Annotated in this window: 8 protein-coding genes; 3 read left to right on the top strand and 5 right to left on the bottom strand. The window is 71.6% G+C overall.

Features of this window, described 5'->3' with window-relative positions; all coding sequences use genetic code 11:
* Nucleotides 1–107: 107 nt before the first annotated feature.
* On the bottom strand, nt 108–863 hold the full coding sequence (locus ACFW16_RS35665; protein WP_380313858.1) for a FadR/GntR family transcriptional regulator: 756 nt from the start codon (nt 861–863) through the stop codon (nt 108–110).
* 125 nt (nt 864–988) lie between these two features.
* Here ACFW16_RS35665 and ACFW16_RS35660 point away from each other — a divergent pair, with 125 nt between their 5' ends.
* From ACFW16_RS35660 to larB, 3 genes are read left to right on the top strand one after another with little or no spacing between them, the layout of a single operon-like run.
* The gene (locus ACFW16_RS35660) at nt 989–2,173 is read left to right on the top strand and encodes a LarC family nickel insertion protein (RefSeq protein ID WP_380313857.1); all 1,185 of its coding nucleotides are present in this window, start codon (nt 989–991) and stop codon (nt 2,171–2,173) included.
* The gene (locus tag ACFW16_RS35655) at nt 2,170–2,973 is read left to right on the top strand and encodes a hypothetical protein (protein ID WP_380313856.1); all 804 of its coding nucleotides are present in this window, start codon (nt 2,170–2,172) and stop codon (nt 2,971–2,973) included. The genes ACFW16_RS35660 and ACFW16_RS35655 overlap by 4 nt, the downstream gene beginning before the upstream one ends.
* Nucleotides 2,970–3,647, top strand: coding sequence for a nickel pincer cofactor biosynthesis protein LarB (larB, locus tag ACFW16_RS35650; RefSeq protein ID WP_380313855.1), 678 nt, complete (start codon nt 2,970–2,972; stop codon nt 3,645–3,647). Before ACFW16_RS35655 ends, larB begins: the two co-directional genes overlap by 4 nt.
* A gap of 19 nt (nt 3,648–3,666) precedes the next feature.
* On the opposite strand, the gene ACFW16_RS35645 is transcribed toward larB, so the two are convergent.
* The 4 genes from ACFW16_RS35645 to ACFW16_RS35630 all read right to left on the bottom strand — a co-directional run.
* Nucleotides 3,667–5,178 carry a sugar ABC transporter ATP-binding protein gene (locus ACFW16_RS35645; protein WP_380313854.1) on the bottom strand — a complete coding sequence of 504 codons (1,512 nt, stop codon included), beginning with the start codon at nt 5,176–5,178 and terminating at the stop codon, nt 3,667–3,669.
* 2 nt (nt 5,179–5,180) lie between these two features.
* Nucleotides 5,181–6,149: an ABC transporter permease gene (locus ACFW16_RS35640; RefSeq protein ID WP_380313853.1), complete on the bottom strand. Its 969-nt coding sequence runs from the start codon at nt 6,147–6,149 to the stop codon at nt 5,181–5,183.
* Between the two features lie 14 nt (nt 6,150–6,163).
* Nucleotides 6,164–7,210, bottom strand: a complete 1,047-nt coding sequence (locus ACFW16_RS35635) for an ABC transporter permease (RefSeq protein WP_380313852.1) — start codon at nt 7,208–7,210, stop codon at nt 6,164–6,166.
* Nucleotides 7,211–7,278: 68 nt separating this feature from the next.
* Nucleotides 7,279–7,619, bottom strand: a 341-nt coding sequence (locus ACFW16_RS35630; RefSeq protein WP_380313851.1) for a hypothetical protein, incomplete at its 5' end; no start/stop codon positions are given.

The following is a 7,619-nucleotide window of genomic DNA, read 5'->3' as shown; positions in this document are numbered from 1 at the left end:
CCGCGACCGAGGCCGGATTATCGAAGCCGGTCCCAACGGCGAAAACCCCCTCCCCCTATCCCCCTCCCGCGAGGGGAGGGGGGACTCATTTTGCTTTCGGCCGGAATTTATCCCGCCTTGGCCTCCGACCGCAGGGCCGCATAGCGGTCCCGGGCGCGGGTCAGGTGCAGCCGCATCGCCCGGCGGGCTGCGGCGGCGTCGCCGGCGCTGATCGCGGCCAGGATCGCCTGGTGCTCCTGCCCGACCCGGCGCAGATGGCGCTCGCGCTCCGCCTGCGACAGGGCCGCGACCGGGATGCGCTGGCGCGGGATGACAACGTTGAAGACGTCGAACACCTTGGCGAAATAGGCGTTGCCGGTGGCCGCCAGGATGGCGTGGTGGACGGCCAGGTCCTCGCCCAGCCCGACGGTCTCGGCATCGGCCCCCGGCGCCGAGATCGCGGCCAGGAACGCCGCCTGCGCGGCCTCGAGGCGCTCCAGCTCCTCCGGGCCGCGCCGCTCGGCGGCCAGGCCCGCGGCCTCGACCTCGATGCTCAGCCGCAGCTCCAGCACCTGCAGCACGTCGCCGATCGACTCCAGCTTCTCCGCGTCGATGGCGAAGGACCGGGCCGGCGCGGTCTCGGCCACGAAGGCGCCGAGCCCCTGGCGGGTGGTGATCAGGCCGCGGGCACGCAGCGAGGCCAGGGCCTCGCGCACCACGGTGCGGCTGACCCCGGTGGCGGAGACGATGGCCTGTTCGGTCGGCAGGCGCTGGCCGGGCCCGAGATCGCCGGATACGATCCGGGCCTCCAGCGTCTCGACCAGGCCGGCGGTGAGGTTGGGGGCTTTCCGGATCGCACCGAAAGCCGCGGAATCCGCACTCATATCTTCCTTCAGGTCACACGCCGCGCGAGGCGCAGGATCGCAGCGCCGCTGGTGCTGCGCAAGGCCGCGGATCCAGGCGCGGCGGCCGCATTGTGAACCCGCCGGCAATCTGGAACAGTCCGGGCATGGAGCTGCATCTCGATCCGGTCGGCGGCCTGGCGGGCGACATGTTCATCGCCGCGATGCTCGACCTGTTCCCGGAGCACGAGGCCGGGCTGCGCGGCAGCCTGGCCCGGACGGGTGGGCTGCTGGCCGGCGTCACCGCCCGGCTGGCGCCGCACAATGACGGCGTGCTGGCCGGACGGCGCTTCCTGGTCGAGCGGCCGGGCGGGCAGGGCGGCCACGACCATGTCGCCTGGCGCCGGATCCGCGAGGGGCTGGAGGCGTCGGATCTGGACCCCGCGGTCCGCGGCCACGCCGTCGCCATCTTCCGGCACCTGGCCGAGGCCGAGGCGCGGGTGCATGGCGTGCCGGTCGAGACGGTGACCTTCCACGAGGTCGGGGCCTGGGATTCGATCGCCGACATCGTCGGCGCCGCGCATCTGATCGCGGCGGTCGGAGCGACCCGCTGGACCGTCGGCGCCGTGCCGCTCGGCTCCGGCCGGGTGCGCAGCGCGCATGGGCCGCTGCCGGTGCCGGCCCCGGCCACCACGCTGCTGCTGCAGGGCTTCGCCGTGATCGATGACGGCGTCGGCGGCGAGCGCGTCACCCCGACCGGCGCCGCGATCCTGCGCCATCTCTGCGGCGACGCCGCCCGGCCGGCGCAGCCGCGGATCATGGGCGGCACCGGCATCGGCTTCGGCACCCGCATCCTGCCCGGCCTCAGCAACTGCGTGCGGGTGCTGCGCTTCGACCCGGCGGAGGCGCCGGGCTTCGCGACGGATGCCGTGCTGGTGGTCGAATGCGAGATCGACGACCAGTCGGGCGAAGAGCTGGCGCTGGCGCTGGACCGGCTGCGGGCGCATCCGGCGGTGCTGGACGTGGTCCAGGCCCCGGTCTTCGGCAAGAAGGGGCGGATGATGGCGCAGCTGCGCCTGCTCGCGCTGCCGGAGGCACGCGACGACGTCTTGCGCCTGTGCTTCGCCGAGACCACGACGATCGGCCTGCGCCATGCCGTCCAGGCCCGGGCGGTGCTGCCGCGGCGCATGGTCGAGGTCGCGGCCGGCGACCGGACGCTGCGGGTCAAGGCGGTCGACCGGCCCGGCGGGCGGACGGCCAAGGCCGAGGCGGATGACGTGGCCGACCTGGAAGGCCATGCGGCGCGCAAGGCCCGGCGGCGGGCGGCAGAGGATATGGTGGACGAGTCATGAGCGCGGATCGGATGCGGCTCGAGGACGTGCTGGACGGGCTCGGCCCGATCGCGGTGGCGGTCAGCGGCGGCGTCGACAGCATGACCCTGGCCGTGCTGGCGCATCGCCGACGCCCCGGCGCGGTGACGGTGGTCCACGCCGTGTCCCCGGCGGTGCCGCCGCTGGCGACGGCGCGGGTGCGCGACTGGGCCGGGCGCGAGGGCTGGGCTCTGACCGTGCTCGACGCCGGCGAGTTCGCCGATCCGCGCTATCGCGAGAACCCGGTGAACCGCTGCTATTTCTGCAAGACCAACCTCTATGGCGCGATCGCCGGGCGGGTCGACGGCACCATCGTCTCGGGCACCAATCTGGATGATCTCGGCGAGTACCGGCCGGGCCTCGACGCCGCGCGCGAGCACGGCGTGCGCCACCCCTATGTCGAGGCCGGGATCGGCAAGGCCGGGCTTCGGGCCCTGGCGCGCGACCTCGGGCTCGGCGACCTGGCGGAGCTGCCGGCCTCGCCCTGCCTGTCGAGCCGGGTCGAGACCCTGATCCCGATCGAGCCCGAGATGCTGCGCACCATCGACGCGGTGGAGCAGCTGGTCGCGAGCCGCCTGCGGCCGCGGACGGTGCGCTGCCGGATCCGCGCCGCCGGGCTGGTGGTGGAGCTGGATGCCGGCAGCCTGGCCGGGCTGGACGCAGGCAGGGCGGCGGCGCTGGAGGCGTCGATCCGCGCCGTGCTGCCGGCCGGCGCCGCGTCGCGGCCGCTGGCCTTCGCCCCGTACCGGGTCGGCAGCGCCTTCGTCGGGGTGCCGGGATGAGCCGGGACGAGGTCACCCTCGATTTCGGGCGCGGCGGCCGGATCGGCCAGGACGAGGCGATCTATTGCGGCGAGAAATCCGCCGCCCAGATCGCGACGATCCTGGACCTGGCCGAGGCAGCGGAAGCCGGCCTGCTGCTGACCCGGCTGGATCCGGCCAAGCTGGAGGCCCTGCCGGCCAGCCATCGCGGCCGCATCGATCATTGCCCGGTGTCGCGCACCGGCTTCTTCGGCCCACTGCGGCCGGTCGCGGCGATGGGCCAGGTGGCGATCCTGTCCGCCGGCACCTCCGACATCCCGGTGGCGCGCGAGGCGGAGCGCACGCTGCGCCATGCCGGCCACCAGGCCAGCCTGTTCAGCGATATCGGCGTGGCCGGGTTGTGGCGGCTGACCGACCGGCTGGACGAGATCCGCACCCATCCGGTGGTGATCGTCGTCGCCGGCATGGATGCGGCGCTGGCCAGCGTCGTCGGCGGGCTGGTGGCGGGGCCGGTGATCTGCGTCCCGACCTCGGTCGGCTACGGCGTCGCCGCGGGCGGCCGCGCCGCGCTGGACGCCATGCTGGCCAGCTGCGCCCCGGGCCTCTCGGTCTGCAACATCGACAACGGTTACGGCGCCGCCTGCGCCGCGCTGCGCCTGCTCAACGGCGCGCGCTGGCTGTGGGAGCGGGGATAGGGCTTCCGGCGCCGGATCGTCAGGCGGCCTCCACCCGGTGGATCAGGTTCATGATGCCCTCGCTCATCGCCCGGTAGTCGCGGGTGTTGGTGATCTCGCCCTCGATCCGGTAGGCGTTCATCACCACGATGCGGTCGGCCAGGGTGATCATCTCCGGCATGTCGCTGGTGATCAGCAGGATCGCCGTGCCGGTCTCCGACAGCTCGCGCAGCAATTCGTGCAGCTCGGCCTTGGTCTTGATGTCGATGCCGACCGACGGTTCGTCGACGATCAGTACCTTGACCCCGGCGGCCAGCCATTTGGCGACGCTGATCTTCTGCTGGTTGCCACCGGACAGGTTGCCGACCAGCTGGCCCAGCGACGGGGTGCGCACCGCCAGCCGCTTGATGAACGGCTCGGTCTTCGCCCGCACCATGCCGTCGGTCAGGAAGCCGAAGCGGCGGGCCAGCCGGCGCCAGACGGTGATGCCGGCATTCTCCAGCACCGAATGCATCAGCACGAGGCCTTCCTGCTTCCGGTCCTCGCTGACATAGCCGATGCCGACGCGGTGGATGGCGTCGGCGACGTCGCGGATCCGGGCCGGCTTGCCCTCGACCTCGACCGTGCCGGCAGTCACCGGGAACTGGCCCAGGATGCATTTCGCCAGCTCGGTGCGCCCGGCGCCGACCAGCCCGTACAGGCCGACGATCTCGCCGCGGCGCAGGGTCAGGTCGACGTTGCGGTGGCCGAGGCCGGTCGACACGCCCTGCAGCCGCAGCGCCGTGGGGGCTCGGGCGTGGTCGCGCGAAGGCCAGTCGGCGATCAGCTCGGCCCGGCCGATCATCAGCCGCACCAGATCCTGCCGCCCCAGCCCTTCCATCGACCGGCTCTCGCAGGCGTTGCGGCCGTCGCGCAGCACCGTCACCCGATCGCAGATCGCCTGCACCTCCTCCAGCTTGTGGCTGACGAAGAGCATGCCGACGCCCTCGTCGCGCAGCCGGCGCAGCAGGCCGAACAGGATGTCGGTCTCGTGCGGGGTCAGCGCCGCGGTCGGCTCGTCCAGCAGCAGCACGCGGGACTTCAGCGACAGCGCCTTGGCGATCTCGACCAGCTGCATCTTGGCGACGCTGAGCTGGGACACCGGGATGCGCGGGTCGATGTCGAGGTCCAGCACCTTGAGCCAATGGCGGGCATCGGCGTTGACCTTGGCGTAGTCCACCCGGCGCAACGGATGGGCGGCCAGCTGCTCCAGCGCGATGTTCTCGCCGACCGAGAAGCGCGGGATCAGGTTGCGCTCCTGATGCACCACGCCGATCCGGTGGGCGGTGGCGTCGCGCGGGCCGCCGAACTCCACCGGCTTGCCGTCGAGCAGCAGCTGCCCCTCATCCGGCCGGTGCACGCCGGTGATGATCTTGATCAGCGTCGACTTGCCGGCGCCGTTCTCGCCCAGGAGGGCGTGGATCGACCCCGGCTCCAGCGTCAGGGAGACGCCCTGCAGCGCCTTCACGCCGGGGAAGAATTTGCTGACGCCGCGTGCCTCGAACACCGCCATGGTCAGATCCCCGCCACGGCCTTGCGCAGCCGCAGCTCGCGCAGGCGGTTGATGCCGACCGCCCACAGGATCAGGACGCCGAGCACGACCTGGACCAGGAAGGGGTCGATGTTGAACAGCACCAGGGCCTGGGTGATGATCGCGACGATGACGACGCCCAGCAGCGTCGCCGACACGCTGACATGGCCGCCGGACAGCACCGCCCCGCCGATCACAGGTGCTGCGAAGGACAGGATCAGCCAGTCGTCGCCGATGGTCGGCTGGCCGATCTGCAGCCGCGCCACCAGCATGATGCCGGCCAGGGCGGCGAGCAGGCCGGAGATGGCGTGGGCGGCCACCACGGTGAAGCCGACCGAGATGCCCGACAGCTCCGCCGCGTGCGAATTGCCGCCGACCGCCAGGATGAAGCGGCCCAGCGCCTGGCGGTTCAGCAGGAACCACAGCCCCACGGCGACCAGCGCGGCCGGCAGCACCAGCCAGGGCAGCGGGTCGATGAAGGTGGTGTTGCCGAAGGCCTTCACCGCATCCGGGATGCCGTAGAAGGGCTGGGCCTGGGTGATGCCGAGGTTGATACCCTTGAACATCGACAGGCTGGCCAGGGTGATGACGAAGGCGCTGATCCCGGTCCAGGCGATGAACGCGCCGTTCACCATCCCGGCGGCCACGCCGATCAGCAGCGCCAGCACGGCCGCGATCGGCGCCGGCAGGCCCCAGACCTGCATCATCCCGGCGAAGCTGATCGCCGCCAGCCCGCCGATGGCGCCGACCGACAGGTTCATCTGGCCGACCGCGATGATGATCATCTGCGAGAAGGCGATCAGCGCGTTGACCGAGATCGCCAGCAGCAGCACCTGGATGTTCAGCGGCGACAGGAAGGACGGGTTGAAGGCGCCGACGATGACGATCGCCAGCACCGTGACCAGCAGCGGCCCGAACCAGTCGGTCCGGGCGTAGCGGGACAAGGCCCCCATCACACCATCCCCCATCAAACCATTCTCCTCCGCGCCAGGAACGAGCGGCGCGCCATGTCCATCAGCACGGCCAGAAGCAGCAGCAGGCCCAGGAAGGCCTGGACCCAGAATTCGCCGACCTGCAGCAGCAGCAGGCCGCTGGTCAGCAGCGTCACCAGGAAGGCGCCGAGGAAGGTGCCGACCACCGACACCCGGCCGCCGGACAGCAGCGTGCCGCCCAGCACCGGGCCGAGAAAGGCGGGCAGCAGCCAGTCCTGCCCCAGCTGACCGGCCATGGAGGGCAGGGCGGCGCCGTTGCGCGCCACCAGCATCAGCGCGGCAATGCCGGCCAGCAGGCCCGACAGCATGTGGCAGTAGATGAAGACGCGGTCGACGCGGATGCCGGACAGGGCGGCGGCCTCCGGCTTTGCGCCGGCGGCCAGCATCTCGCGCCCGGCCACGGTGAAGCGGTACAGCACCACCAGCAGCGCGGCCACCGCGACGGCCAACAGCAGCAGCGGCGACAGCGTGCCGTCCAGGAATCGCAGCCGGCCGAAGCTGGAGAACACCGATGGCAGCTCGCGGTAGGACTCGCCCCGGCTCAGGAAGATCATCACCCCGAAGAAGATGCTCATGCTGGCGAGCGTGATGATGAAGCTGTGCAGGCCGGAGCGGACGACGGTCCAGCCGTTGACGAAGCCCAGCGCCGCGCCCATCGCCAGCCCGCCGAGGATCGCCAGCGGCCAGGGCAGGCCGGCATCCTGGATCAGCCAGCCGCAGGCCATGGCGGCGCAGACGCCGATGGCGCCGACCGCGAGGTTCAGCCCGCCGGTGACGATCACCACCATCATCGACAGGCCGATCATGACGTTGATCGCGGCGGTGCGGCCCAGCGCGAACAGGTTGAATGGCGACAGGAAGCCGGGGGTCAAGAGGCCGAAGGCGGTGACGAACAGCGCGATCAGCACGATCAGGCCGAACTCGTTGGTCAGCCAGAAGCGCGGCCGGCCGGACGCCGCGCGCGGCGTCGCCTGCGGGGACCCGGTCCGGGACGGGGGCGCGGCGCTGTCTTCGGCATGCATCGGTGTGGCTCTGGGAAACGGTCTGCGGAAGCCGGCCGGGCCGCGAGGGCCCGGCCGGGCAAAGCCGCTCAGGAGTTGCAGTTCAGATAGGTCGCGTCGAAGCTGGCCAGCAGGTTCTTGGTGATGTCCTGCATGGCGCTGACATAGGTGTCGACCTTGTCGGCGCCGACGAAGACGGTGCCGGAATCGACGAAGTGGCTGGTCAGCGCGTTGGTCTTCCACGGCGCGTCGGCCTTGATCGTGCAGCCGTTGCGCAGCCGGTCGACGACGTGAGAGCCGATATAGGCCTGGCCGTACGGGTTCTGCAGCATGGTACCGTGCAGGAAGCCGTCCTTGATCGCCTTCAGCACCACCTCGTCATGGTCGATGGCGACCATCTGGATGCGCTTGTCGCCGATCCGGCGCAGCG

The organism is Inquilinus sp. NPDC058860, assembly GCF_042743185.1.
Taxonomy (GTDB): Bacteria; Pseudomonadota; Alphaproteobacteria; order DSM-16000; family Inquilinaceae; genus Inquilinus.
This window is presented reverse-complemented; position numbering and strand designations above follow the sequence as displayed.

Coding starts and splice junctions, on each gene's coding strand:
- ACFW16_RS35665 (WP_380313858.1), bottom strand. CDS start 863: ATGAGTGCGGATTCCGCGGCTTTCGGTGCGATCCGGAAAGCCCCCAAC.
- ACFW16_RS35660 (WP_380313857.1), top strand. CDS start 989: ATGGAGCTGCATCTCGATCCGGTCGGCGGCCTGGCGGGCGACATGTTC.
- ACFW16_RS35655 (WP_380313856.1), top strand. CDS start 2,170: ATGAGCGCGGATCGGATGCGGCTCGAGGACGTGCTGGACGGGCTCGGC.
- larB (WP_380313855.1), top strand. CDS start 2,970: ATGAGCCGGGACGAGGTCACCCTCGATTTCGGGCGCGGCGGCCGGATC.
- ACFW16_RS35645 (WP_380313854.1), bottom strand. CDS start 5,178: ATGGCGGTGTTCGAGGCACGCGGCGTCAGCAAATTCTTCCCCGGCGTG.
- ACFW16_RS35640 (WP_380313853.1), bottom strand. CDS start 6,149: ATGGGGGCCTTGTCCCGCTACGCCCGGACCGACTGGTTCGGGCCGCTG.
- ACFW16_RS35635 (WP_380313852.1), bottom strand. CDS start 7,210: ATGCATGCCGAAGACAGCGCCGCGCCCCCGTCCCGGACCGGGTCCCCG.